The sequence below is a fragment of the Luteolibacter sp. genome, assembly GCF_039920825.1.
Taxonomy (GTDB): domain Bacteria; phylum Verrucomicrobiota; class Verrucomicrobiia; order Verrucomicrobiales; family Akkermansiaceae; genus Luteolibacter.
The window spans coordinates 21,638-46,984 of sequence record NZ_JBDSCX010000039.1 but is presented as its reverse complement, the minus strand read 5'-3'; the positions used below and the strand labels follow the sequence as shown (position 1 = coordinate 46,984).

The 25,347-nt window shown below is 59.1% G+C and carries 16 protein-coding genes; 8 read left to right on the top strand and 8 right to left on the bottom strand.

All coding sequences use genetic code 11. From position 1 onward, the window contains the following. Positions 1–12: 12 nt before the first annotated feature. The 4 genes from ABIQ96_RS10665 to ABIQ96_RS10650 all read right to left on the bottom strand — a co-directional run bounded on the left by ABIQ96_RS10665 (position 13) and on the right by ABIQ96_RS10650 (position 9,477). Entirely contained in the window at positions 13–924 is a 912-nt protein-coding gene (locus tag ABIQ96_RS10665; protein WP_348214569.1) for a DUF6268 family outer membrane beta-barrel protein, read from the bottom strand. A 20-nt stretch (positions 925–944) separates the two neighbouring features. Further along, a complete protein-coding gene (locus ABIQ96_RS10660; protein WP_348214568.1) occupies positions 945–2,441 on the bottom strand; it encodes a glutamate synthase subunit beta in 1,497 nt (498 codons plus the stop codon). 33 nt (positions 2,442–2,474) lie between these two features. Continuing rightward, positions 2,475–7,154 carry a glutamate synthase large subunit gene (gltB, locus tag ABIQ96_RS10655; protein ID WP_348214567.1) on the bottom strand — a complete coding sequence of 1,560 codons (4,680 nt, stop codon included), beginning with the start codon at positions 7,152–7,154 and terminating at the stop codon, positions 2,475–2,477. A 244-nt stretch (positions 7,155–7,398) separates the two neighbouring features. Next, on the bottom strand, positions 7,399–9,477 hold the full coding sequence (locus ABIQ96_RS10650; protein WP_348214566.1) for a glycoside hydrolase family 88 protein: 2,079 nt from the start codon (positions 9,475–9,477) through the stop codon (positions 7,399–7,401). A 177-nt stretch (positions 9,478–9,654) separates the two neighbouring features. Here ABIQ96_RS10650 and kduI point away from each other — a divergent pair, with 177 nt between their 5' ends. Both kduI and ABIQ96_RS10640 read left to right on the top strand, forming a co-directional pair. Next, entirely contained in the window at positions 9,655–10,485 is an 831-nt protein-coding gene (gene kduI, locus ABIQ96_RS10645; protein ID WP_348214565.1) for a 5-dehydro-4-deoxy-D-glucuronate isomerase, read from the top strand. Positions 10,486–10,592: 107 nt separating this feature from the next. Next, the gene (locus tag ABIQ96_RS10640; RefSeq protein WP_348214564.1) at positions 10,593–11,348 is read left to right on the top strand and encodes an SDR family oxidoreductase; all 756 of its coding nucleotides are present in this window, start codon (positions 10,593–10,595) and stop codon (positions 11,346–11,348) included. Between the two features lie 55 nt (positions 11,349–11,403). Here the strand turns inward: ABIQ96_RS10640 and ABIQ96_RS10635 are convergent, their stop codons facing one another. Further along, entirely contained in the window at positions 11,404–16,359 is a 4,956-nt protein-coding gene (locus ABIQ96_RS10635) for an autotransporter-associated beta strand repeat-containing protein (protein ID WP_348214563.1), read from the bottom strand. 255 nt (positions 16,360–16,614) lie between these two features. Between ABIQ96_RS10635 and ABIQ96_RS10630 the strand changes: the two genes are divergently transcribed. After that, entirely contained in the window at positions 16,615–16,920 is a 306-nt protein-coding gene (locus tag ABIQ96_RS10630; protein ID WP_348214562.1) for an EF-hand domain-containing protein, read from the top strand. 8 nt (positions 16,921–16,928) lie between these two features. After that, positions 16,929–17,363 carry a DUF2809 domain-containing protein gene (locus ABIQ96_RS10625; RefSeq protein ID WP_348214561.1) on the top strand — a complete coding sequence of 145 codons (435 nt, stop codon included), beginning with the start codon at positions 16,929–16,931 and terminating at the stop codon, positions 17,361–17,363. On the opposite strand, the gene rho is transcribed toward ABIQ96_RS10625, so the two are convergent. Beyond that, positions 17,353–19,236 (bottom strand): transcription termination factor Rho, encoded by a 1,884-nt coding sequence (gene rho / locus ABIQ96_RS10620; protein ID WP_348214560.1) that lies wholly within the window; start codon positions 19,234–19,236, stop codon positions 17,353–17,355. The genes ABIQ96_RS10625 and rho overlap by 11 nt on opposite strands. Positions 19,237–19,280: 44 nt before the next feature. Further along, a complete protein-coding gene (locus ABIQ96_RS10615) occupies positions 19,281–20,033 on the bottom strand; it encodes a YebC/PmpR family DNA-binding transcriptional regulator (protein ID WP_348214559.1) in 753 nt (250 codons plus the stop codon). Between the two features lie 353 nt (positions 20,034–20,386). Between ABIQ96_RS10615 and ABIQ96_RS10610 the strand changes: the two genes are divergently transcribed. From ABIQ96_RS10610 to ABIQ96_RS10595, 4 genes are read left to right on the top strand one after another with little or no spacing between them, the layout of a single operon-like run. Then, the gene (locus ABIQ96_RS10610; protein ID WP_348214558.1) at positions 20,387–21,223 is read left to right on the top strand and encodes a hypothetical protein; all 837 of its coding nucleotides are present in this window, start codon (positions 20,387–20,389) and stop codon (positions 21,221–21,223) included. Beyond that, positions 21,220–22,074, top strand: coding sequence for an NAD(P)-dependent oxidoreductase (locus ABIQ96_RS10605; RefSeq protein ID WP_348214557.1), 855 nt, complete (start codon positions 21,220–21,222; stop codon positions 22,072–22,074). The genes ABIQ96_RS10610 and ABIQ96_RS10605 overlap by 4 nt, the downstream gene beginning before the upstream one ends. Further along, positions 22,071–22,901 (top strand): hypothetical protein, encoded by an 831-nt coding sequence (locus tag ABIQ96_RS10600; RefSeq protein WP_348214556.1) that lies wholly within the window; start codon positions 22,071–22,073, stop codon positions 22,899–22,901. The genes ABIQ96_RS10605 and ABIQ96_RS10600 overlap by 4 nt, the downstream gene beginning before the upstream one ends. A gap of 48 nt (positions 22,902–22,949) precedes the next feature. Beyond that, complete coding sequence (locus ABIQ96_RS10595; RefSeq protein WP_348214555.1) at positions 22,950–24,689, top strand: cation:proton antiporter; 1,740 nt, start codon at positions 22,950–22,952, stop codon at positions 24,687–24,689. A gap of 1 nt (position 24,690) precedes the next feature. Here ABIQ96_RS10595 and ABIQ96_RS10590 read toward each other — a convergent pair whose 3' ends face one another. Then, on the bottom strand, positions 24,691–25,239 hold the full coding sequence (locus ABIQ96_RS10590) for a hypothetical protein (protein WP_348214554.1): 549 nt from the start codon (positions 25,237–25,239) through the stop codon (positions 24,691–24,693). Between the last annotated feature and the right edge of the window lie 108 nt (positions 25,240–25,347).

The following is a 25,347-nucleotide window of genomic DNA, read 5'->3' as shown; positions in this document are numbered from 1 at the left end:
GGGCGACGGCTCTCACCACGACGCGATCGTCAGGCCGACCTGGCTGAAGAGTCCGCTGTCCAATCTCTGCTTGATGAGCACGTCGCCATTGGATTGATTGAGGCCGATCTCGTTGCCAAGAGTGACACCGACACCGGCGGTGATCAGAATTTCTCCCCAAATGCGGCGACTCCCAAAGAATCCGATTCGATAGGATTTGAAGTCGATGTAGCGGGATTTTCCGTCTCCGTCGGAAATGTTCCAGATTTCCCCGGTCGAATCACCCCGGATGGCGAACTGCCAGTTTTTGTCAGGCGTGTAGGTGGCGGCGAGTGTCGGACCGCAAACACCGATGCGGAATTGTTCGCTGATCTGCCAGTCGAGTCCCAAGCCCGGGTAAAATGCCGCGTCACCCGTGAGATGGGTGACCGCGGCACCCATGCCGAGCGATACCTTGTCATCGTAACGGTAGCCAAAACCACCCGCTATATCGCAGTTGAAATCGTCGCCACTCATGTCGCGGAAATCGGTAGCCACCCCGGTCCTTGTCCAGGCACCGAACATCCAAGGGGAATCCTCGCGGGATACGATCAGCAGGGCGCTTGTTTCCAGCACCGACGGATAGACGCTGAAGGTCTCGAGGTTGTTCCTGTCAACCGGGATGGAGGTCGGAACCTGGTTGAATCGGAGGATTGTGGACTGATAGTCGAACGCCGGTTGCAGCGTCAGGTTCTCCGCGAGCGAAATCGCGGTCGGGAGCTGCATGTGAAGCCCGAAATCCGAAACTTCCAGATTTCCCGGAGTCCGGTCGAAATGCATGCCTCCTGCTAGACTTGCATAAGCGACATTGTCATCCCACCCAACAATGTTAGGCCGGGCGGAGACCGATGCAAGGCACGCGATCCATGCTACGGAGCAGGCGGTGACGGAAGCGCAAGTAAACATTTCCGTGACTCGGAAATGCCTCACGGCAAATTCGTGATACCCATCAGGAAACGGTCGCACTCGCGTGCCGCACCACGGCCTTCGTTGATGGCCCAGACGACGAGCGATTGGCCGCGGCGGACATCGCCGGCGGCGAAAACTCCGGGGACGTTGGTCGTGAATGTGCCGTGCTCGGCCTTGATGTTGGAGCGGGCGTCGGTATCGAGGGCGAATTTTTCGATGACCTCGGTTTCCGGGCCGGTGAAGCCCATCGCCAGCAAAGCAAGCTGGCAGGGGATGACGCGGAGCGTGCCTTCGACGTCCTTCGGGATGAAGCGGCCTTGGTCGTCCTTGGCCCATTCGATCTCGACGATTTCGAGACCGCTGAGATTGCCGGCGGCATCCTTGATGAAACGTTTGGTTTGGACGAGATAGTGGCGCGGGTCCTTGCCTTGGATGGCGGCGGCTTCCTCCTGGCCGTAGTCCATCTTGTAAACCTTCGGCCATTCGGGCCATGGGTTGTTAGCCGCGCGCTTCTCCGGTGGCATCGGCATAATTTCCAACTGGATCACGCTCTTGCAACCGTGTCGCAGGCTGGTGCCGACGCAGTCGGTTCCGGTGTCGCCGCCGCCGATGACGACGACGTCCTTGCCGGTGGCGTTCAGCGCGGGGTTGGTGCCGTCGAACTTGTGGTCGAGCTGATAGCGGGTGTTCGTGGTGAGAAACTCCATCGCCATGTAAACGCCATCCGCATCACGATTCTCGATCGGGAGGTCGCGGCCGGCGGTGGCACCGCAGCAGAGGACGACGGAGTCGAAATCCTTGCGCAGTTTTTCGGCAGTCCATTCGCTGTCCTTGCCGATGAAGATGCCGGTTTTGAAAACGATGCCTTCCTCCGCCATCAGGTTGACGCGGCGTTGGACGACAAGCTCCTTGTCGAGCTTCATGTTAGGAATGCCATACATCAGCAGGCCGCCGATACGGTCCTCGCGTTCGAAGACGGTGACACTGTGGCCGGCTTGGTTGAGCTGGTCGGCGCATGCGAGACCGGCAGGGCCGGAACCGACGATGGCGACTTTCTTGCCCGTGCGCTTCGAAGGAATTCTAGCAACTACCCAGCCTTCCTCCCAGCCGCGGTCGATGATCGCGCACTCGTTGTTTTTGATGGTGACAGCAGGTTCGATCACGCTGAGCACGCAGGAACCCTCGCACGGAGCGGGACAAACGCGGCCAGTGAACTCCGGGAAGTTGTTCGTCTTGTGAAGGCGCTGTAGCGCTTCCTTCCAACGTCCGCGGAAGATGAGATCATTCCACTCGGGGATCAGGTTGTTCACCGGGCAGCCGCTGGCCATGCCGGAAACCATGTGGCCGGTGTGGCAGAAGGGCGTGCCGCAGTCCATGCAGCGCGAACCCTGGGCACGCTGGGTTTTCTCATCGGAATGAATCTTGAACTCGCGCCAGTTCTTGATGCGCTCGAGTGGTGCGGTTTCGGAATCGGTCACCCGATCGACTTCCATGAATCCTGTTGGCTTGCCCATTTGATCAGATAGTAAAAAAGTAAACGCTGTGTGTTAGTTGCCGCCGACGCGTGCGAGGTCCTTGAGGTTTTCCTCGAAAGCGGCCATCGCGGCCTCGTCGCCGGTGAGGCCTTGTTCCTCGACCCGCTTGAACGCTTCGAGCATACGCTCGTAGTCGCGTGGGAGTACCTTGAAGAACTTCGGTAGCTCGGCATCCCAGTTTTCCAACAGGAATTTTCCGCGCGGCGATTCGGTATATTCTACGTGTTTCCCGATGGTGGATTTGACGAGACTGATGTCCTTGTCGCTGCACTCGATGAGGCGATAGAGATTCACCATCTCATGGTTGAGGCGCTTCTCGAACAGGCCGTCGATGTCGTAGACGTAGGCGACGCCGCCGGACATGCCCGCCGCGAAGTTGCGGCCGGTTTCTCCCAGCACAATCACCTGTCCACCGGTCATGTATTCGCAACCGTGGTCGCCGACACCTTCGACGAGCGCCTTTGCGCCGGAATTGCGGACGCAGAAACGTTCGCCTGCAATACCGTTGAAGAACGCCTCACCGCTGGTCGCACCATAGAGGGCGACGTTTCCGATGATGATGTTTTCCTCGGGCTTGAAGAGCGAACCCTTCGGCGGATAGATGATGATTTTCGCGCCGGAAAGTCCCTTGCCGACGTAGTCGTTCGCATCGCCTTCGAGGCGGAAAGTCATGCCCGGAGGTGTGAACGCGCCGAGCGATTGGCCGGCGCTTCCGGTGAACTTTAGATCGATGGTGTCTTCGGGAAGTCCCTTGCCGCCGTATTTGCGGGAAATCTCGCTGCCGGTGATGGTGCCGACAACGCGGTTCACGTTGATGATCGGCAACTCGACACGGACTTTTTCACCGCGCTCGATGGCGGGTTTGCAGAGTGTGAGGAGGTGCGTGTTGTCGAGAGCTGCCTTGAGGCCGTGATCCTGTTCGATCGTGTTATAAGCACCCACACTGTCGCCGACGTCCGGCTTGTGGAAGATGCTGGTGAGGTCGACGCCCTTGGCTTTCCAGTGTTCGGTCGCTTCGTTGGTATCGAGGCATTCCACCTTGCCGACCATGTCGGTGATCTTGCGGAAACCGAGCTCGGCCATGATCTCGCGGAGTTCCATGGCGATGAAGGTCATGAAATTGACGACGTGCTCCGGCTTGCCCTCGAAGTTTTTCCGAAGGACCGGATCCTGCGTGGCGATGCCGACCGGGCAGGTGTTTTTCTGGCAGACGCGCATCATCAGACAGCCGACGGTGACGAGCGGCGCGGTAGCGAACCCGTATTCCTCGGCCCCTAGCAGGGTTGCGATGGCGACATCGCGGCCGGTCTTGAGCTGGCCATCCGTCTCAAGCACCACGCGGCTGCGGAGATCGTTGAGAAGGAGGATCTGGTTGGTTTCCGCAAGGCCGAGTTCCCATGGGGCACCGGCGTTGAAGATGGAGGAGGATGGGGATGCTCCCGTGCCGCCGTCGTGACCGGCGATGAGAATGACATCGGCGTGGGCCTTGGCGACACCGGCGGCGATGGTTCCGACACCGACTTCCGCCACGAGCTTCACGTTGATGCGGGCGCGCGGGTTGGAGTTCTTCAGGTCGTGGATGAGTTCCGACAGATCCTCGATCGAGTAAATGTCGTGGTGCGGAGGAGGGGACACGAGGCCGACACCCGGAGTCGAGTAGCGGACCTTGGCGATCCACGGATAGACTTTTGAGCCGGGGAGTTCGCCGCCCTCGCCGGGTTTGGCACCTTGGGAAATCTTGATCTGAATTTCGTCCGCGTTGACGAGGTATTCGCCGGTCACGCCGAAACGGCCGGACGCGACCTGCTTGATGGCGGAGCGTTTGCTGTCGCCGTTAGGCATGGTGACGAAACGTTCCGGATCTTCGCCACCTTCGCCGGTGTTCGATTTGCCGCCGATGCGGTTCATCGCGATGGCGAGGGTTTCGTGGGCTTCCTTGGAAATCGAACCGTAGGACATCGCGCCGGTTTTGAAGCGCTTGGTGATGGCTTCGACGGATTCCACTTCCTCAAGCGGCACCGGCTTGCGGTTGCTCTTGAATTTCATCAGTCCACGGAGCGTGGAGATGTTCTCGCTCTGGTCGTTCACCTTCTTGGCATACTGCTTGAAAACCTCGTAGCTGCCGGTGCGGGTGGCCTTTTGGAGAAGGTGGATGGTTTCCGGATTAAAAAGGTGATATTCACCATCGCTGCGCCATTGATAGACGCCACCCGCATCGAGCGCGGCTTCTTCTGCCTCGATGTGTCTATCAGGAAATGCTTCGCGATGACGGATGAGTGCTTCCTCGGCGATTTGTTCGATGTCCGAGCCTTCACAACGGCTGGAGGTGCCGTGGAAAAACTTGTTCACGAGGTCGGTGCTGAGGCCGATGGTTTCGAAAATCTGTGCGCCACGGTAGGAGGCGACGGTGGAGATTCCCATCTTCGCCATGGTCTTTACGACGCCCTTGATCGAGCCTTTGAGGAAGTTGTAAACCGCCTTGTCGAAGTCGGTGGCGAGCATGTCGTCCTTGATCATCTTGTGGATGGATTCGAACGCCATGTAGGGGTTGATCGCATCCGCGCCGTAGCCGATGAGGGTGGAGAAATGGTGGACCTCGCGGGCCTCGCCGGTTTCAAGGATGATGGAAACGAGGGTGCGCGTGCCTTGTCCGACCAAGTAATGGTGGATGCCGCCCATCAGGAGCAGAGTTGGGATGGCGGCGTTTGCCTTATCGATGTTTCTATCGGAAAGGATGAGCAGGTTGTATCCGGCGGCGATGGCTTCATCGGCCTGGGCGCAAATGTTTTCAAACGCGGCTTCGAGTCCTTCTCCGCCTGCGTCGGCGGGGAAGAGGGCGTCGATGGTGGTGGCCTTGAATCCTTCGAGGTTTACCTCGCGAAGGCGGGCAAGCGATTCGTTGTCGATCAACGGGCTGTCGAGGCGGATCATGCGGCAGCTTTCAGGGCCGGGTGCGAGCAGGTTGCCTTCGGAACCGAGGAAGGTTTCCGTGGAGGTGACGAGCTCCTCGCGGATACAGTCGAGCGCCGGGTTGGTGACCTGGGCGAAGATCTGTTTGAAATACTGATAGAGATGCTTCGGCTTGGTGGACAGGACCGCGAGCGGCGTGTCGTTGCCCATCGACGAAATTGGTTGGACGCCGGTGGAGGCTGTAGGTCCAAGCAGCATGCGAAGATCTTCGTAGGTGTAGCCGAATGCGATCTGGCGTTCCAGGACACGATCTTCCTCGACGGTCTTCGGAGCCTTGGCGGCGGGTAGATCCTTGAGCGTGATGCGGTTTTCTTTCAGCCATTGGCCGTAAGGCTTCGCTCCGTAAACCCGCTTTTTCACTTCGTCGTCGGGGACGATGCGGCCTTCCTTCATGTCCACGAGGAACATCTTGCCGGGGCGCAGGCGGCCTTTTTCGACGACCTTGAGCGGATCGATGTCCGGCACGACGCCGACTTCGGACGCCATGATGACGAGATCGTCGTCGGTCACATAATAGCGGCTCGGGCGGAGGCCGTTTCTATCGAGAACCGCGCCGATCTGTTGGCCGTCGGAGAATGTGATAGAAGCCGGGCCATCCCAAGGCTCCATCATGCAGGCGTGAAATTCGTAGAACGCCTTCTTTTCCTCATCCATCATGGTGTGGCGTTCCCATGGCTCGGGAATCATCATCATCATCGCGTGGACGAGATCGTAGCCGCCGAAATGCATGAACTCTAACGCATTGTCGAAACGTGCGGAGTCCGAGCCATCCTCGTTGATGACCGGGAAAATGTTCTCGATTTCCGTGCCGAAAAGATCGCTCTGGCAAAGTGCCTGACGGGCCTTCATGAAATTCGCGTTGCCCATGACCGTATTGATTTCCCCGTTGTGGGCGATGAAACGGTTAGGGTGAGCGCGGGACCAGCTTGGGAATGTATTGGTCGAGAAGCGGGTGTGCATCAGCGCGAGGGCTGATTCGAAGTCAGGATCGAGGAAATCCGGGAAATACTCGGAAAGCTGGCAGGGCGTCAGCATGCCCTTGTAAATCATTGTCCTGGCTGATAGACCGGTGACGTAGTGGTAGTCCGCGCCGGGGAACGAGTTGCCCTTGTTTCCATGAACATCGCGGAATTGGTTAGGAACCTCGTTGTTGCGGATCCAGTTGCCGACCTGCTTGCGGATGACGTAGAGCTTCGTTTCGAAGGCCTTCGCGTCGGCAATATCATCGCTTTTTCCGATGAATACCTGCTTGATCGTCGGCTCGTAGCGGCCGGAGGTTTTTCCGAGGATCGAGCTCTTCACCGGCACCGTGCGCCAACCGAGAAATTTTTGACCCTGCTCACGGATGACATGTTCGAAAACCTGCATCGCCACCTCCCGCACGGCGGCTTCGGGAGAGAAAAACACCAAGCCCGAGCCGTAATCGCCTTCCGGCGGCAGTTCCACGCCTTTCGCGGCCATTTCACGGCGCAGGAACTTGTCCGGCATCTGGATGAGCATGCCCGCGCCGTCACCGGTCGCCGGATCCGATCCACTCGCACCGCGATGGTCCATGTGCTCGTTCATCGTCAACGTTTTGAGCACGATGTCATGCGACCTCTTGCCCTTGAGGTGGGCAATGAATCCGACGCCGCAGGAATCCTTCTCACGTGACGGATGCCAGAGGCCTTGGGGTTCGGGCCAGCCAAATGGGGACTTCTGCGATGGTGACTTGGAATTCATTGAGGAAATTTTTCGAAAGTATAAGGCCTTGGTGTTGGCGCAAGCGGGTAGCTGGGGAAGTTCCTGAGATCGCCCGACCCGAGCCGGAAATGCGACCGGGATTCACGGGAACATCACAGACTGAGGCGAAACGGGGGAGGAATCTGCTTTTCGCAACGTGGACTGTCAAGAGCGGGGGTAGCACCGACCATGCCCGTTTTTGAAAATCAAAAAGGCGATGGAAACAGCGGCCGTCGGCCCTACTTCAGGGAGTCGTCGGAGCATCGAGCGTGTGAACCTTGAAGGTCGGGTCCTTGGAATAGTCCGCGTAGGGAGTTTTCAGGTATTTCCCGGCGAATCCTTTCAAATACGCCGTCCATTTTTCCGCAGTCGTGATGTCCCCCTGTCCTTCCCAACCGTAGCCGGCGAACCAGCGGATGCTGCCGTTTTCATCGGTCCGGGCGAGGCAAAACGCCTGGGTGTGTCCGGCGGGGTCTGTGTAGGGCATCATTTTCACCACCCGGGCAGGGTCGAGAACGATGCCGGTGCCGAGTCCGTAGCCGTCGAATTTCTCCCACAGCATCATCGCCCCGGATTTCGGCGAGTTGACCGGTTCGGTTCCTTTGACCTGCGGGCTCAGGCCGATGACGACGTCGAGGTTGGAGGCTGGTTTGCCATCGAGCGTGAAACGGGAATCACATTGGAACAGGCGCTCGCCCATGATCAGGGTGAAGCGCTTGGTTTCGCGAAGGACCTTTCCTTTGAAATCACTGGCGTAATCGAGTTCGAAAACAGTGCGTTCCGGGGTGCTGGAAATGACGCGTTGGGCGATGTAGGTATCCGAGTTGTAGGGCTTTTCATCGGCCCAGACCGAGATGCCGCCGCAGCCACGGCTGTCGCCGACGTGATAGACGTCATAGCCTTCGCCCTGATCCTGATGATAGGGTTTGTTGACCTTGCCATACTCCAGCTTGAGGCGGTCCTGGAGATACCATTTGTCGATGATCGGGTAGGGGACGCGCTTGAACCAGCAGTCGATCCCGCTGTTTTCCGGACCGGGCCGCAATGCCGGACCATAGGTGCGGAAGGCGACGAGATCGTTTTCCCAAGCGAAATCATCGGAACGCTCCGGCACGTAGCGGGCGAACGTGCGCGGCGTGGCCGGCATGAAGCGCTCGGGCAATTTCACGCCTTTAAAACTGGCCACATCAGTCCGGCGTTTCGCGGGATCCAGCAGGCGGACGATTTCGGAACCGGCGAGGAGAAACGCACCCGAGCCGTAAACTTCGGTCGATTCGGCGGTGGTGTCTTGCTTGTCCGGTGAGTCACCGATTTTCTGCACGAATCCAAGCATGCCGGTGGGTTGGATATTTTTCGCCAGTGCCTGATAGCCCTTCATCACCTCGGGCTGGAACAGGTTCGCCGGAAGCAGGCCGCGGTTGATGCCCCAGGCCATGCCATAGACGAAGAAGGCTGAGCCGGACGATTCGCCTTGCGGATTCTGCGGGTCCAGCAGGCTCGTGCGCCACAGGCCATCCTCGTTCTGGAGCTTCAGCAGCGCGTACATCATGTCATGATAGAGCCCGAGGTATTTCACCCGCGACGGATGATCGGCCGGCAGATAGTCGAGCACGTGAATCAGGCCGCCAATGACCCAGCCATTGCCGCGTGCCCAGAACACCTTTTTGCCGCTGGGAGTGCGCTTCGTGAAGAAATTGTTGTCCCGATAGAAAAGGTGATTTGTCGGATCATAGAGCACATCGGTCGTCGTCCACCATTCTTTGTCGGCCCAGGCAAAATATTTCGGATCGCCGGTGATCTGCGAGAGATGCGACCAGATGGCGGGCGACATGAAAAGCGCGTCGCACCAGCACCACGTGAACGATCCTCCCGAAATGGATTTCGGCGTTTCCTTCGCCAAGGCTGCGGTGATTTTTTCGAAATGAGCGATGCTCGGATTCAATTTTGCCGGATCCTTGTCGAGACGGTATTCCTCCAGCCAAGCCTGCAGCACCGCGTGGTCATCCGCATGAGTCACCTTTGGGCCAGGGCCGTATGAAAGTTTTTTCCCGAAGGCATCCACCGCCTCCAGGTATTTCACCTCGCCGGTCACCTGATTGAGATTCACCAAACCGAGGAAAAACGGCGCCTGTGTCCAATCGTGGACCGCATGCTTCGAAGGATTTTCAATCTGCCAATCGGCCACCCGCTTCATATCCTTGACGATTTCCGCAGGCTTCGGATCCGCCGCGATCAATGGTGACACCGCGGCCAGAGCGAATAACAGAACCTTGCCGAACTTGGAACCGCGCGGACCGGACGAATGGGATTTCAGGTGGTGCATGTGATTTTGTAACTTAAGTAAACGTGGAAACTAAGATTCCGGTTGCCACGGCTCGGGTCCAATGAAGGATGGCGGTTCTCCGAATCAAAGGAAAATCGGGTGTTGCCTCCCTTAAATGGGGGTTCCCACACGACCTGCCGGATGCTTTAAACACGAATCGATTCAACCACTTCATTTATGGATACCAGACTGATGCCATCGCCCCGCGAAACCGCCGTCCTCGATACCGGGGAACTCCGCGCCTCCTTTCTTCTCGATGAACTTTTTACCGCGGGTGAAATCAATCTTGTTTACACCGATCTGGATCGCGCCGTCGTCGGCAGCGCCATCCCGGGCGGCAGTGCGTTGGAACTCCCCAACGACGATGCGCTGAAAGCCGATTTCTTCTGCCAACGCCGCGAACTCGGCATCCTCAACCTCGGCAGCGCCGGCTCCGTGACCGTTGATGGCACCGTCTATGAAATGGGAGCTCACGACTGCCTCTACATCGGCCGTGGCAGCAAGGAGATTTCCTTCACCAGTGCCGCGGCGGATAGTCCCGCCGTTTTCTATCTCGTCAGCTATCCGGCCCACGCCACCTATCCGACGGCCAAAGCCACCCGCGCCGATGCGAACCGCGTGGAACTCGGCAGCAAGGATGAATGCAACGAGCGCACGATTTTCCAATACATCCACGAGAACGGCATTAAAAGCTGCCAGTTGGTGTTAGGCTTCACCGAGTTCAAGCCCGGCAGCATCTGGAACACCATGCCCTGCCACACCCACGACCGCCGCAGCGAGGTGTATTGCTACTTCGACGTGCCTGCCGCGCACCGCGTTCTCCACATGATGGGCCAGCCGCAGGAAACCCGCCCGTTGTGGGTGGCTGATAGACAAGTCGTGCTCTCGCCGCCATGGTCGATCCACACCGGCTGCGGCACCGCCAGCTATCGCTTCTGTTGGGCCATGGGCGGTGAAAACCAAGCTTTCACCGACATGGACCGCGTCGAAATCGCCGATCTGCGGTGAAGAAAGTTGATAGTGGATGGTTGATAGTTGATGGAAAGAAATTTCCACTGCCGCCTCCATCCGCTTTTCCTCTTCACTATCAACCATCAACCATAAACTCTCAACTCATGTTCGACCTCACTGGAAAAACCGCCATCGTCACCGGTTGCAAACGCGGCATCGGTTTCGCCATGGCCCAGGGCCTCGCCGAAGCGGGAGCCGACATCATCGGCGTCAGTGCCAGTCTGGAGCTAGCAGGCAGCGCGATTGAAAAAGCCGTCACCGCTCTCGGCCGGAAATTCACCGCCTATCAGTGCGATTTCTCCGACCGCAAGGCCGTGAAAGCGTTTGCCGCCCAAGTCATGACCGAGCAAGGTGCGCCCGACATCCTCGTCAACAACGCCGGCACCATCAAACGCAAGCCGGCCGCCGAGCACCCGGACGACATGTGGTTCGAAGTCATCGACGTGAACCTCAACGCCCAGTTCCTCCTCAGCCGTGACATCGGCGCGAAAATGATCGAGCGCGGCAGCGGGAAAATCATCTTCACCGCGTCTCTCCTCACATTCCAAGGCGGTCTCACGGTCCCCGGCTACGCGGCCTCGAAGGGCGGCATCGGCCAGCTTACCAAGGCACTTGCCAACGAGTGGGCGTCAAAAGGCGTGAACGTCAACGCCATCGCCCCCGGCTACATTTCCACCGACAACACCGAGGCTCTGCGCGAAGACCCGGTCCGGAGCACGCAAATCCTCGCCCGCATTCCGGCCGGCCGCTGGGGAAATCCCGAGGATTTCAAAGGTCCGATCGTCTTTCTCGCCAGCGATGCGTCGCGCTACGTCCACGGCGAGATTCTCGTCGTCGACGGCGGCTGGATGGGCCGTTGAAAGGAAAACGCCGCGACGGAAATCCATTCCGCCGCGGCATTTCGAATTCCCTGAATCAGTTAGGCGTTACCACGAGGCGGGCGAAGATCTTCCCTAAGGCGGGCTGCAGGGTGTAGATCAACGATCCGCCGGGGCCGTCGGAGTTGGCGGTGAGGTCGACCAGCGCCACCGGGTTCCAATTCGCCAGGTCTGTTGACGTTTGCACGACGTATTCGGTGCCATAGGCGGAGGCCGCGATATTTCCTCCGTTCGTCCAGGTGATTACGTTGGCAACCGGCGCGGGATTGGCGGTGAATCCGGCAGGGGCATCCATGAAGTATTCGACTCCGTTTCTCACACCGTCGTTGTCGAAGTCGAGGTCGGCCGTTTGGGAACCGGCGTTGATGGCGGCCCAAGTGGCGTAATTCACACCCGTCGTCACGCTGACCACCCCGGTTCCGGAGAAGTGGGTGTTGTCTTTATGGGTGGCGGACGAACTGGTGGATCCCCAAGTTCCGGCGGCTTTCTGGGCAGCCCCGAAAAACAAGGTGCCCACGACTTCCGTGCCGGTCGGTTGGACTTTTCCTCCACTAATCACCAGTTTGCCCGTATCGGCGAGGGCCGTGCCATTGACCGCCAGCGTACCTGCTGCGACTGTCGTCGTCCCGGTGTAGGTGCTGCTCGCCGAAAGAGTTGTGGTCCCGGACCCTTGGAACGTCATGCCGCCGCTAGTGTTGGCGGCGACCGCTATACCTGTGACGGCTGGCGCCGCCGTGGATGCGGCGCCGAAAAAGGTGGCGGTCAAGGTGTCGCCGACCGTGTAGCCGATCCCAGGGCTGGTGACCGTGATGCTTGTCACCACGCCAGCGGTGACCACCGCGTAGCCGGTCGCACCGGTGCCTGTGCCGCCGGTGAATTTCACCAGCGGTGCTCCGATATACCCGGTTCCGCCGGACACCACTGCGATCGATGTTCCGCTTACTCCGAAACCTGCGGGGACGAGCAATGCCCGGTTGATGGTGATGGGGGTGCCATTGTTGTCGATCGTCCCGCCGCTGCTGTAAACATTTACGGCATCAAGCGTGGCGTCGCCGAAGATGGTGACGTTGTTGGTCGCGGTGGCCTTCAATGTTCCGCCATTAAAGTTGAAATGCGTGGTGGGATTGGCCGTCGTGCCCAATATACGACCCGTGTTGAGGGTGCCGTTGGTTAGGAGATTCACCACGCCCAGTTCACCTGCAATGTTTCCTGTTTGCGCCAGATTGACCCCAACAGTCCCTAAATTTCCTGTGGTAACACTCGCGGAGCCCCCGCCGCCGCCCACATTGAGAACCGCCTGTTGGGTGGCTCCTGCCGTTCCAGCCTGAAGGGCCAGCATTCTGATATCCGTGCCTGCGACCACGGAGCCGCCGGTGACGTTCAGAAGTCCGGAACCCGTCGCCGATCCCCCGGCAATATGGGTTTGTTCGGTGGAGGTGAAAGTGCCGCCCGTGACCTCCAATACGCCCACGGTATCCGGCAAGCTGGCACCGACGGTGGGGCGGCTGGAGGTTACGGTGCCTCCGGATAGCTTGTAATAGCCGTAGCCGGCGGTATTGGAGCCGATCCGCAATGGATCGATACCTGCGGCCTGGGTAAACAGCACGGTGCCGCCGGTTTGATACACCGCACCGCCGCCGGTCCCCGAGCCGGCGTCGCCGACGAACATGTTGAAACGGTTATTTGCCACTGCGCCCGGCAGGATGTTGAGGATGGCCGGGGCGCTGGCCACGGCGCCTACCCTGACGCTGCCGTTAGTAATGTTGGCACCCAACGTGCTGGATAAATTCAGTGTTCCGCCCGCGACGGCGAGAGTGCCGGTGTTGCTGTTCGCCCCGGAGAGCGTCCATGATCCGGTGCCCGCCTTGGTGACGCTCAGGACCCCGGTGCTGAAATCGGTAAGCCCGGACGCCAGTTCGCCGCTGCCGGTGCCCTGCAGGGTGAGGACTCGCGAGCCAGTGCTGCCGTTAATCGGGCTGGTGAATTTCAGCAAGCCGGAGCCGGAAGCCTCGATAATCGCGGTGCTCTGGGAGCTATAGCCGACAAGGTTGATTGTCTTGTTAGTCGTCTCGCCGCTGCCGGTGTAGGTCAGATTGGCGGTGTTGGCGGTCGTGTTCACGCTGACCTCTCCGATGTTGATGGTGCCGTTGGTGCCAAGAGCGCTGTTTTCTCCGGAATTGCCGATGGTCGTCGCGCTGACCGTGCCGTTGAGGATGTTCACGGGACCGTTGAAGCTGTTGGCTGCATTCAGAACCAAGGTACCGGCGTATAGGTTGATTCCGCCGGTACCGCTGATCGCGCTGCCGCTGAAATCAGTTCCTTGCGTGACCGTGTTGGTCCGGCTGAAGCCCAAGGTGCCGTTGTTTGAAATCGTGCTGCCGGTCGCCAATGAACCCGTGGTACCGTTGTTGCCGATCACCAAAGTCCCGCCATTGATCGTGGTTGCCCCGGTGTAGAGATTCGCTCCGCTGAGAGCGAGACTCCCATTACCGTCCTTGGTTAGTCCGCTGCTGCCGCTGCCGTCGGCAATGACCGAACTGACGGAAAGATCGGGGGCTGCAAGGTTGGTGGTGCTTGTAAAGGTGGAAGCAAACGAGTCGCTCACTGTAAACGAGCGGGTGCCATTGAGATTCAGATTGGTGACTCCGATCCCCGTGGCGGCCACCGGGAGGTTTTTCGTTCCATCGTAGGTCACGTTGCCACCGAGATTGAGCGTTGTACCGGTGATGGCTGCATTGCCATTCATGCCAAGGCTGGTGATCTTCTGGGTCGTGGTGCCGATGGCAAACGTGCCGGTATGGTTGATTTGCAGCGCGGTGCCGGTGGTCCCGTTGAGGATGTTGTCGGTGGTCCCCAGAGTCAGTGAGCCTTGGTTGATGGTGGTGGTGCCGGGGTAGGTATTGGCTGCGGTGAGAACGGCAGCGCCCGCGCCGCCCTTGGTCAATCCGCCGCTGCTCGAAACGCTGATAGGGGAATTGATGGTGAGCGTGCCCGCGCCCACCAAGAGCACTCCTTCGCCGTTGCCGAGGCTCACGCTGCTGACGCCAGTCCCGATGGATGCGGTGCCGGTCGTCGAGGCGATCGCACCGCTGTCGACGGTGAGTGTCGTGGCTGTTCCATCCAAGGCTACCGCGGAATTGAACAACAGCGAGTTCACCTGCACGCTGGCATTGCTCAGCGTCACGGCGGCGGCGAGTGCATTGTCGGGATTTGCCGCGGTCACGTAACCGGCGGTGAGGGCGGTTTCCTCGGCAGTGGTCAAGGCACGCAGACCCAGAGTGGTATCGTAGGTGATGAAATTATTGCCGGTGCCGGCGACGGATGTGTCCGCCAGGAGATACGGGACAATTTTAAGTGCCTGCGTCGCATCGCTGGTTCCGCCGCTGTTCAGGGTATTCGTTCCCACAAGCGTGAGGGACGCGCCGCTGTCACCCAGAGTAAAGCGGCTGACTTGAGTCGCTTGGGACTGGTTGAGATTGGAGCCGCGAATGAGTGATGTGGCATTGTTCGCGCGCGTCAGGGAGCTGGCGTTCAGTGTGGTGACCTGGCCGGCGGCACCGCTAAGCGTGACGGTGGAGGTGCCTTGTGCGGCGTTGAAAGCATCGATGTTCTCCGTCGTCGCCGCACTTGTGTTCGGGGTGATGATGAAAAAGCCGTTGCTGCCCAAGGTGACCGCGCCTCCATCTTTCAGCTTGTTATTGTTCCCAGTGGTGTAGTCGAGGGTGAAGGTGCTGTTGGTGCCCGCATAACTGGTAGACCCCGTCAGCACGCCATTGGCGCCATTTACCGTGATGCCCGCGTTGGTCGCGGTCGTCGGCCCGGTGTAGTCATTGGGGCCCGAGGCGGTTAGCGTGGCTCCCGCGGTGGCGATGACATTGAGTCCTCCCGCCCCTGTGATCTTGCCGCTGATCGTTCCACTGACATTTGTCTGGAAATTGAACCAAGCAAATAGATCCACATCCGCCGTGCCGCTGGTCAAGGAGACGATCCCGCTATAGGTTCCGGCTCCGTTGTAGGCCAACGCACCTCCGCTTGCCACAGTGATGTTGTTTACCGCCGTCAACCCTCCCACGGACAGCTTTCCAGTTGCGTTAATGTTGATGGTGGCGGCTGCCCCCAGCGAACTCGCATTGCCATATTCCACGTTCGCGCCATTCTGGATGACCAGGTTCCCACTGTAGGCGTTGGCCACGCCGAGGCGGAAATTGCTTAGATTGCCTTGGGTGCCAGTCCCGTTCAGGGTCAAGGTGCCGCTGCCGATCAGTTGGTTGGCGGTATTGAAAAAGTATTGAAATCCCAATGCATTGATCGTGCCCCCACCCGCACCGATGGTGATTGCATGGGTATTGGTGATCGTCGCGCCGGTCGTTCTCAAGGTGCCCCCGTCCAGCAACACCGTGGCCGCAGTGGTTCCCAAATTCAGGTTGTCCACCATTCCGACCGTACCCGCGGAAAGCGTGTTGGCACCGGTATAGGTGTTTTGGGCGGTCGAGTTAAAGAGGCCGCTGCCGGTCTTGTTCAGTCCGAATGCCGCACCGCTGATGACGCCGATATGAGTGGTCGTGCCGGTGTTGGCGTTGACCGTCTGCGTCGCCGAAAGAGCTGTTGGCATGGCGATCACCTGCAGATTGGTACTGTTGTTGGTGATGCCAGAACTGAGCGTGAAAGAGTTGCCGCCCATGGTAAAAGGTGACGCACCCGAATTGAACGTCAGCCCGGCATACGTGAAGGCCGTATTGTCATTGGATAGGGAGGTCAAAGTGGACGTGCCGAAGAACAGGCTGTCATTACTGGCGACATTGCCGGAGGCGGCACCGGGAACCTGCCCCGACGTCCAATTGACTCCACTGAAATTTGCGGATGCCGGACTGGTGGACCAGGCTTGATCGGCCGCGTGGGCGGTTTCGACAGAAAGACCGGCCACAGCCATCCCGAAGGATACGACAACTCGGGCTGGCAGAAGGCGCACAACCAACAGGGATTTGGGTTTCATGGTAAAATTGGGTTTTTAACTCAATACACTTTCCATGATAAGGGGAACATTTCTGAAAGTATTATCAGTATCCCCATTAATGGGGATAAAGTCGTCCCTGTGCGGGCGGAGAGCAAATTAAATGGTAGCGCTCACCCGCAACGTTTCGGGCCACGTCCGTCGCGGAATCCTCGTCTTCGACGTTGGATGGATTGGCCGGTGATTTTCCGAAAATTGTTCCGCGACAACCGGACATGGCGGTGTTAATTGCCAGCCATGACAAACAACGTCCGATGGATCACTGGTGGTGCTTTTGCAATTTTCAGCGGAGTTTTTCTCGGCTCGTGCGCGTCCTCGAGCAAGCCGCATCACACGGTGAATCCCGAGTCGCACAAACAGTTCCAGGCATTGGACACCAACAAGGACGGCAAGGTCAGTTATGCGGAATTCCTCAAGGCTCCGATGGCCAAGAAGTCGAGCAACCCGCGGGCGTTGTTTGAAAAAATCGACACCAGCGGCGACGGCTATATCACCGTCAACGAATGGCGCGACTATCGGCTGAAGAACAAGAAATCCAGCTGATCTCATTAGTGACGGTTCTCCCGAAATCCGGTGCCGCGCGGCGGAGTCGGTTGCTCTATCTGTTCCTCGTCGCGGGAGTGATGGTGGCTGGTCTGCTGTGGCGTTCCCGCTTTCTCCATCTGCCGCCATTTCTAACGAAATACGGCGGCGATGCATGGTGGGCGCTGCTGGTCTTTTTCGGATTTGGATTCCTCTTCAGCCGGATTTCCACCCTCCGGCTGTCGATCATTTCGATATGCTTCGCCTGGGCCATCGAGTTTTCACAACTCTATCATGCGCCATGGATCGACTCGATCCGCGGCATGCGGCTGGGACTGTTGATCCTCGGCTCGACCTTCAACTGGCCGGATTTGCCGGCATACGTCTGCGGCATCGCGCTGGGCGCTTGGTTTGAAATCGTCAGCATGCGGATGAAGCCCGCACGCGGCGGTTTTATCCCTTGATCTCCAGCAGCATTTGCGGATTGTTCGGGAATTTCTTCAGGAAGAACAACAGGCGCTCCATCGCCTCCGCCGGACGATGGCCTGAGAGGCCGCGGCGGATCAGGTGGATCTTGTGAAGCATGTGGTCGGCTAACAAAATCTCCTCGCGGCGGGTGCCGGATTTGAAAATATCGACTGCCGGATAGATGTAGTTTTCAGCGATCTTCCGGTCGAGGACGAGTTCCATGTTTCCGGTGCCTTTAAACTCCATGTAAATCGCTTCATCGGCACGGGAATTCGTCTGGATCAGCGCGGTGGCCATGATTGTGAGCGAACCTCCGCCACGGGTATTTCTAGCAGCGGCGAAGAGGCGGCGCGGCACTTCGAGCGCGCCGATGGTGATACCGCCGGAGCCGGTGCCGCGGCCACGGTTGTTCATGTTGCCATTGTAGGCCCGCGCAAGACGCGTGATGGAATCCATGATCAGAAATACATCTCGACCGGCTTCCACCAAACGCTTGGCACGCTCGATGGCGAGCTCGGCAATGCGGGTGTGGTTGCGGGCCTGTTCGTCATTGGAACTGGCATAAATCTCCGCACCGGGAAGGGCGCGGCGGAACTCGGTGACTTCTTCCGGCCGTTCATCGACCAGCACGACCATCAGGTGGATCGCTTCGTCGTATTTCTCGCGAATCGCTTCCGCCATGTGCAGCAGCAGCGTGGTCTTGCCGGAGCGCGGCGGCGATACGATGAGCCCGCGCTGGCCGCGGCCGACGGGGGCCATGATATCGACGACCCGGGTGGTGAAACGCTCGGGAGTGGTTTCGAAACTGATCCGCTTGCTAGGGTTGATCGCCTTGAGCTCGTCGAAATGGGGAAGCTTGGATGCTTCCTCGGGAGTCATGTCGTTGACCTTGGAAATTTCGACCAACTGTGGTCCGCGCGGGCCTTCCTGATAGAGACCGTGGATCCACTGGCCGAGACGCAGATTGTATTTGCGGATGGTCTCAGGAGTGACAAAGACATCGTCGCGCGCCTGTTCGAAATTTTTCCCCGGAATGCGCAGGAAACCGAAGCCTTTCGGCGCGAGTTCAAGCATGCCGTCGGCCTCGATCTTCGGACCGTTGAGCTGGATCTGACGGCGGTCGTCCATTTCGTTCGGCGGCCCTTGTCGCTCGCCGCCGTCATGGCGCTGTTGAGGCTGGCGGTGCGGTTGATTCGGATGTCCGCCTTGTTCCACGCGGTCGCCCTTGCGGCGCTTGCGCTTTTCGCGGCGGCGCTTGCTGCGGCTCTCCCGCGGCTGGCCTTGACCACCCTGTCCGCCTTGACCATCACGTTGCTGGAAATTCTGTTGTCCCTCTTGCGGTGGGCGCTCACGGCGTTCCTGATCACGCGGTGGAGCGTTTTCGCGATTCGGCGGCTGTGGTGGTTGAGGAAAGGGAATTGAAACGACCGACGCCGGCTCACGCGGTTCCGCTGGCTCGCGGGGAGCCACCGGACCGCCACCGGGAACGCGACCGAAGCGGCGCGGGGATTCATCGGCGGGTGCTTGGGAAGCGGGCGGCGGAGCTGGCGCATCCGGTTCGACGGCGACTTTTTTCGCTCTTGAAATGCGAGGCTTGGGAGCCGGGGCAGCTTCCGGAGCGGGAACAGGCTTGGAATTCACCGGCTCGTTGAACGGTAGCTCGGGGGTGGTTGGAGACGACGACGCGGCCAGTTTTCCGGCGACTTTCTTGGCGGCGACTTTTTTTGCAGCGGCCTTTTTGGCCGGCGCCGCTTTGGAGGCGGTTTTGGTAGCTGCTTTTTTCGCCGCCCGCTTGCGTGCGGGTGGGGTTTCACCGTCTGTGCCGGCAGGGGGCTGCGGCATGGTGTCCTCGTTAGTTTGGTTGCTCATCCGGAATCAGTTGGAAAATTAGAGGCGTGCTGGCTGGAAATGGCTCAGGACGCGAGTTGATCGAGTAGGTCGTCGGCGACTTCGAAATTGGTGAAAACGTTCAGGGTGTCTGGATAGTCGTCCAGCAGGTCGTAAAGTTTGATGGCCTGGCGGGCGGTCGTGACGTCGCCGACCACACAGGGAGTTTGGGGAATGGAAACGAGTTTTTCGGAAACCAGATTCAGTCCGGAGACGCGCAGCAGGTTGGCGACGGTGCCCAGTTCGTTAGGCGCAGTGAAAATAACGTGTTCCTCGGCATCGCTCTGGACATCATCCGCACCGGCCTCGATGGCGGCATCCATGATTCTATCCTCGGGAATGTCGGAAGCGGGGATGCGGATCTCGCCCTTGCGGTCGAATTGATAGGAAACGCTGCCGGGCGTGGCGACGCTGCCGCCGTTTTTCGAAAAAATCGTGCGCAGATCCTGGGCGGTTCGGTTGAGATTGTCTGTGGCCATTTCGATGATGAAGGCGATGCCGGCCGGGCCGTAGCCTTCGTAGGAGATTTCCTGGATCATTTCGCCGCCGAGTTCGCCGGTGCCTTTTTTGATGGCGCGTTCGATGTTGTCCTTGGGCGTGGAAACGGCCTTGGCGTTGTCGATCGCGGTGCGGAGTCGGGCATTTCCCGCCGGGTCTCCGCCTCCGGCGCGGGCGGCGAGTGCGATTTCATGCGCGCACTTGCTGAAGACCCTGCCCTTGATGGCATCGACTCTGGCTTTGATGTGTTTGACCTTGGACCACTTGTTGTGACCGGCCATGAGGAATGGAAAATAGGGGTTGGGGTGAAGCGATCGGGGCAGGCATTTGGGTGGAATCACCCGCATATCCGCGGAACAGGGTGGAGATAACGATCCTGCGGATTAACCGGCTCGATTCGCTTGAAAAAGCTTCCTGGGCCCGGTCGGGCAGGTGGGCGTCAACCCATAGGAGTTTCGGAAAATCGACAAGAAGCACCGCTCTGTCGTTCCAATGCCGGGAGATTGCGGCAGCCCGATTGACTTGGCAATTCAAATTTTCACCCCGGGAATCGAGCCCTGATTTCCAGTTGGAAGGATGATTCCAGCCGATTTTGTCGATTGCCGAACCCATGGGCCGGTGTCAGACTCCGGTCGTGAAATTGAGTCGCACATGCCTGCTAGGCGCTTTCGCCGCATTAGTTCTCCCGCTTGCCGCCCAAGAGGCCAATAACGAGAACAAGGGAGAAATACCGAAGGATCTTCTCGAGGACGAACATGTCCGCGAGGAACTGGGCGTGAACGAGTTCACCGCTCCGTCGATCGCCAAGTTGTTCGACACGCTGCAATTCCTGATGCCGCTGCCGATCGCCGAGGTGGAACGGAAAATGCCGCCGCGCATGCCTGAGGATCGTGCTGATCTCGCCGTCGAGTTGGGATTCCTCATTGCGGATGGATTCCTGATCGTTCAGGCTGAACAGCTCGACAAGGTTCAGGAGTTGGCCAACGACCTCACCCGCTATGGTAAATCGCTCGGTGCCGGGGATCGCGTGAACCGTCACGCCGCGGGTTTGTTAGAGAGTGCGAAAAATAAAAATGTCGTCGAGCTGAAAAAGGAACTCGCCGCCACCCAGCGCGATGTGGAGTTGGAACTGGTGAGCCTGCGCGATGCCGACCTCGCGCATTTGATTTCCCTCGGCGGATGGATCCGCGCGCTGGAGGTTTCGACGGTCGCGGTGGACAATCAGTTCAGCGTCGAGCGCGCCCGCAAGGTGATGCGCGAGGACATCGCTGATTACTATGCTGAGTCCGTCACGGGTCTTGAGCCGAAGATTTCCGAGCGTGCGAACTATTTGGCGATGCGCGATCTTCTCGCCGGCCTCCGCACCGAAATGACGTTGGCCGATGGTGACGAGCCGACCCACGAAATGATGACAGAGATCCGCAAACAAGCTGCGAAGCTCGTCGAACTCGCACTGCAGCGCAGACAATGAGTTTCCCTACCGAAAAGCGGGCCGCGGTCATCGGGCTCGGCATCATCGGGTCCCGGGCGTGCGCGCGGTTGGTTGACGCCGGCTGGCAGGTGAGCTGCTGGAACCGGACCCCGAAGCATCTGGCGGGAGAAACCGATACGCCCGAAGCCGCGATCCGCGGTGCCGCGGTCATTTCGATCTATCTGAAAGACGTTCCGGCGGTTAGGCAAACCATCGGTCGGATCGAAGCCTTTCTCGAACCCGGCCAGATCGTCCTCAACCACGCGACACTGGATTTGGAAACCACACACTGGCTGGAGGAAATCTGTCTGGCACGCGGCTGTCGCTTTCTGGACACGCCGTTCACGGGCAGCAAGCTGGCTTCGGCGAACGGCCAACTGCTCTACTACATCGGCGGAGATATCGGCTTGGCGAAAGAACTGGAGCCCTATCTGTCGGTCACCGGAAGAGGCCAGCTTCACTGCGGTGAAGTCGGTGCCGCGACCGTCGTGAAGCTCGCCACCAATTTGATTTCCGCATGCACCGTTCAGGCGCTTGCAGAGTCGCTCGCCATTGCGACCCGCCACGGCGTTTCCGCAGATTGCCTCATCCAAGCGGTTTCCGAAAACGCCTGCACTTCGGTCCTCAGTGGCATGAAGCTGCCGATGATGGCGGCTGGAAATTACGAGACCCATTTCTCCCTGTCCAACATGGGCAAGGACAGCCGCTACATGCTGGCCCTCGCGGAGTCCGTCGGCCTCGAAACTCCAGCGATTGCCGCGGTTTCGAAACGCATGACGGAGCTCTCGGAAGAAGGCCTCGGTGATCTTGATTTCTCCGCGGTCGCGAAACCCTATCTGGAAAAAGCGTGAGCGGGATTCGTCTGATCATTCTCGATTGCCCCGCGTTGTTGGAATTCCGCGGACCTGATTCCGTTAGGTTTCTCAACGGCCAGCTCACGCAGGACGTGCGCCGGTTGGCGGGAGGTGAAATCTCGCTGTCATCCTGCGTGACCGACGCGAAGGGCAAACTGCAGTTCCGAGTGACTCTCACGGAAGCGGACGGCGCCTTGTGGGTCGAAACGACTGCGGATCTGGCAGAAAGTCTCGAAGCCCGTCTGACACGCTACCTCATCGCGGACGATGTGGAAGTCGCCGATCTAACTGGAAAGTATGCGTTGATTCATTTGATCGGAGAAATAGCGGTGGTGCCGGATGGCGTCATCGCCCGCAAATCGGATCGCTTCGGAGTTCCGGGAACGGATTGGTGGTTTCCCTGTGGATCGGAATTTGAATTGCCAGTGGAAGCCCGATCGTTGTCAGGCGACGAATTGGAAGCGTTCCGTATTTCCAACGGAGTTCCCGCTTGGGGCCATGAACTCATCGAAGGCATGCTCCCGCCCGAGGCGCTGCTGGAAGAAACGGACATTTCCTACAACAAGGGCTGCTACATCGGGCAGGAAGTCATTTCCCGGATCAAGTCGGCGGGGAAGGTGAACAAGCGGCTCACCCGGTTCGTTCTCGACGCGGAAATCCCGGCATCTCCGGGACCTTTGGAAAACGGAGCAGGGGAGATCACCAGCGTTTCGCCGATCGCCGAAGCGGGAATCCGCCACGCTCTCGGCTATGTGAAACGCGGGGCCACGGAACTGTTTTATAGATCGGCGGACGGCGCGGTATTCCCGGTTAGATCGGTTTGAGGCGTTTTGTCCTTTGCCATTCCGCGATAAAACGGGATTCTGGCGGTGATGGTTCTTGAGTGGTTTTTTCTGGCCAGCGGTGTGGCGAATGTCTCGCCGCTGTTCGCCTTGTTGACGCTGGTTCTAGTGCTCGCGGTGCTGGTTTCGCTGGTTCTAGTGAAGTTCAAACAGAGTCTCCTCGTCGGCTACCTCCTGAGCGGGGTGATGATTGGAAATTTCGGACTGCTCTGGTTCACCGGTCTGGACAAGGGAAACCCCGTGATCACCAATTTCGCGGAAATCGGAGTGATCCTGCTGATGTTCACCCTCGGCATCGAATTCTCGCTTAGCGAGTTCAAGCACCTTTGGCGGACTGCGTTGATCGGCGGCGGATTGCAGGTCGGCATCACCGCCGGGATCGTGGGAATTCTGGCCACGGCTTTGGGATTTCCGATGGCCGACAGCATCGTGCTCGGAGTGGCGGTCGCGCTGAGCTCCACCGCCGTGTCGATGATGTCGTTCCAGGACATGGGCCAGCAGAACAATCCGGGAGCGCGGGCGAGTTTGGGAATCGCGCTCTTTCAAGACGTCATGGTGATCGTGTTTTTCCTGGTGATGCCGGCACTCTACGGCAAGGGCGAGGGCGCGGTGGCCGGACAAATCGGAGCGGCCCTGCTCAAGGGCGGATTGTTCCTGGCGGGAGCTTGGTTGTTAGGTCGCTATGGTCTGACGCCGCTGCTGCACGCCGTCGCCCGCACCCGCAGCCGGGAGTTGTTCACCCTCACCGTGATCGGTCTCTGCGCGGGTGTTGCCTTCGCCGGGGGAGCGTTGGATTTGTCGCTCGCCCTTGGAGCCTTCGCCGCCGGGCTGGTGGTGAGTGAATCGATTTACAGCCACCGGATTCTATCGGACATTCTGCCGTTCAAGGATTTGTTCCTCGCGATCTTCTTTATTTCCGTAGGGCTTCTGATCGATCTATCCGCCATCGCCGCGGACTGGGCGCACGTTTTGTTAGGGAGCGCGATCATCCTGATTCTCAAAAGCGGCATCCTCTTTGGGGTGCTCAAATGGATCAAGCTTCCCTCCCGCGCGGCGCTGCTTGCGGCGGGTAGCCTTGCGAGCACCGGGGAATTTTCGCTCGTTCTCATCGGCAAGGCCGGCGGCTACCGCCCATTCGATGCGAGCGTCGAGCAGATGCTGTTGGTCTGCACTGCGGTGACCATGGCCGTGGTGCCGTCGCTGATGCGGGGAGCAGGGCCGTTGGGAAAATGGCTGGAGAAAAAGGGAGTTTTCAAAGTCCGCAAGATCGTCCCCGAAGCGATGACGGCGATCAAGGCGGTCAAAGACATCAGCGACCATGCCATCATCTGCGGCTATGGTCCGGTGGGCCGCTCGCTCAACGAAGCCCTGAAACGTTGCGGCGTGAGCACTCTGGTGATGGAACTGAATTCCGATACCGTGCGGATGTTGAAAAGCGAAGGACAGCCGGTTTTGTTCGCCGACTCGACCCACCCCGAGGCGCTGGATCTGGCGGGAATCAAACGGGCGCGGTTGGTGGCGTTCACGTTTCCCTCGGTGCGAATGACCTCCATCGCTGTGCCGTTGGTGCGCGAACGGAACAACGGGATTTTCATCTTCGCCAGAGCCAAATTCGCCGCCGAAGTCCGGATTCTCCGCGAACTCGGCGTGCAGGTCATTCACGATGAACGGGAAAGTGCGGTGGCCATGGTGCGGGCCGCGATTTCCTCCTACGAACGTGCGGACATCGATCCCGAGGAAGTTGTCGGCGACACGATGGAAGAAGCGTGAGTCAGGCGGATTTCCGTTTCACCACCGATTCTCTAACTGCGGCGAGGCCGACGAGAAAAATCCCACCGAGTTCCAGCAACCAGTTCATCCGCATGCCTGCGATGTCGGAGTTGAGAAATACGTCCACGTGATGGAATGAAACCGCGCGGACAACGATGAATGTCAGCAGAAACATGACTCCGGCGGACAGCAACTTGTGACCGAGCCAGAACGCATGGAAGCGCCAGACAAATCCAGCGCAGAGAAGGGCGGAAACCGCGAGCATTCCCAGCACGATCCATTTCTGATAGGACCTGCGTTGCTCGAACCAGCCGCCGTGCCAGGCGACGACCCGGCCGATGGCGGTGAATAGCGATTGCAGATCAAGCTGCTTGTTGACGCACAGCGCGGCCATGCCGATCGCCACGAACAGCCAGAGTTTTTCCCGCCCGCGCATCCACACCCGCGCGGCGAAAAGCGCGGCGACCGCGTAGGCGGCGACAGTGAACCAGCCCATGAAAGTGGGATCGCCAATCGTCGGTTCCCAGCGCAGTTCCTTGAGGAAATTCATCGGTCGCGGCGATCATGCGGACCCGGACGCATCGTGCAACCGGGAAAACATTTCTCCGGCACGCTTTTTTTGATGGGGTTTTCCGAAAGGCTTCGGCTATGAACCCGC

Coding starts and splice junctions, on each gene's coding strand:
- ABIQ96_RS10630 (WP_348214562.1), top strand. CDS start 16,615: ATGACAAACAACGTCCGATGGATCACTGGTGGTGCTTTTGCAATTTTC.
- ABIQ96_RS10605 (WP_348214557.1), top strand. CDS start 21,220: ATGAGTTTCCCTACCGAAAAGCGGGCCGCGGTCATCGGGCTCGGCATC.
- ABIQ96_RS10615 (WP_348214559.1), bottom strand. CDS start 20,033: ATGGCCGGTCACAACAAGTGGTCCAAGGTCAAACACATCAAAGCCAGA.
- rho (WP_348214560.1), bottom strand. CDS start 19,236: ATGAGCAACCAAACTAACGAGGACACCATGCCGCAGCCCCCTGCCGGC.
- ABIQ96_RS10665 (WP_348214569.1), bottom strand. CDS start 924: ATGTTTACTTGCGCTTCCGTCACCGCCTGCTCCGTAGCATGGATCGCG.
- ABIQ96_RS10640 (WP_348214564.1), top strand. CDS start 10,593: ATGTTCGACCTCACTGGAAAAACCGCCATCGTCACCGGTTGCAAACGC.
- gltB (WP_348214567.1), bottom strand. CDS start 7,154: ATGAATTCCAAGTCACCATCGCAGAAGTCCCCATTTGGCTGGCCCGAA.
- ABIQ96_RS10660 (WP_348214568.1), bottom strand. CDS start 2,441: ATGGGCAAGCCAACAGGATTCATGGAAGTCGATCGGGTGACCGATTCC.
- ABIQ96_RS10650 (WP_348214566.1), bottom strand. CDS start 9,477: ATGCACCACCTGAAATCCCATTCGTCCGGTCCGCGCGGTTCCAAGTTC.
- ABIQ96_RS10595 (WP_348214555.1), top strand. CDS start 22,950: ATGGTTCTTGAGTGGTTTTTTCTGGCCAGCGGTGTGGCGAATGTCTCG.
- ABIQ96_RS10590 (WP_348214554.1), bottom strand. CDS start 25,239: ATGAATTTCCTCAAGGAACTGCGCTGGGAACCGACGATTGGCGATCCC.
- ABIQ96_RS10635 (WP_348214563.1), bottom strand. CDS start 16,359: ATGAAACCCAAATCCCTGTTGGTTGTGCGCCTTCTGCCAGCCCGAGTT.
- kduI (WP_348214565.1), top strand. CDS start 9,655: ATGGATACCAGACTGATGCCATCGCCCCGCGAAACCGCCGTCCTCGAT.